General features: G+C 63.6%; 1 protein-coding gene. It reads right to left on the bottom strand.

Features of this window, described 5'->3' with window-relative positions; translation table 11 throughout:
• Positions 1 to 888 (bottom strand): DEAD/DEAH box helicase (locus lacNas_RS07100; RefSeq protein ID WP_201346730.1); only part of this gene is annotated, 888 nt, incomplete at both ends.

The following is an 888-nucleotide window of genomic DNA, read 5'->3' as shown; positions in this document are numbered from 1 at the left end:
TGGCCCTGGTCAGCAAAAGCCCGGGCCAGTTCCCGGGCTTCTTCCTGCCGGCTGCAGAAGACCAGGCCGCAGGGGCGGGGGCCGCTGCAGCCGTAGTAGTCCAGCTCCTTAAGCAGGTAGCTGACCCGCTCCTTGGAGCCCAGCCAGCGAAGGTCGCTGAAGTCGTCAGCAGTCCGGCCGGCAATTTCATAGTCGCGGATGCCGATGTAGTGGAAGGGCGTGAGCATGTCGTTTTCCAGAGCATCGGCCAGGCGGATCTCGTAGGCCAGATTGTAGTCAAACAGGGCGAAAACGTCCTGCTGGTCCATCCGCTCCGGCGTGGCCGTCAGGCCCAGGCAGAAGGCGGGCGTGAAATGACGGAGGATTTTCTGGTAGGTCGGCGCGGCTGACCGGTGGGCCTCGTCGATCAAAATGTAGTAGTAGCTGTCAGCCGGCCGGCTGGCCAGAAAGCGATCCTGGGAAACGGTCTGAACGGTCGCGAAGGTATAGCGGGCCTGCTGGTGGCTGCTTCCGGTCAAAAGGGCGAAGTCGCCGGGATCGCCGCCGATGACTTTCCGGAAGGCTTCCATGGCCTTGCGGGCAATTTCTTCCCGGTGGACCAGGTACAAAAAGCGCCGGGGGCGGAAGCTTTTGACGGCAAAGGCCGCCAGGTAGGTCTTGCCCGTCCCGGTGGCGGAGACCACCAAGGCCCGGCGGGCGCCGCTCTTGACCAAGGATTGGAGATTTTCCAGGGCGGCCTGCTGCATCTGGTTGGGAACGATTTTTTCCTGTTTCACGTGTAACACGGACTTGGCCGGCGGCTGCCAGCTCGCGGCATAAGATTGCAGCCAGTCCGGCGTGAGCGGCTGGCTGGCCGCTGTCAGCCCGGCCAGGGCAGACGCGAGCTGC

The sequence above is a fragment of the Lactobacillus nasalidis genome, assembly GCF_016587775.1.
Lineage (GTDB): Bacteria > Bacillota > Bacilli > Lactobacillales > Lactobacillaceae > Lactobacillus > Lactobacillus nasalidis.
Note: the sequence above shows the minus strand (reverse complement) of the source record. Positions and strands in the feature narration are given on the sequence as shown.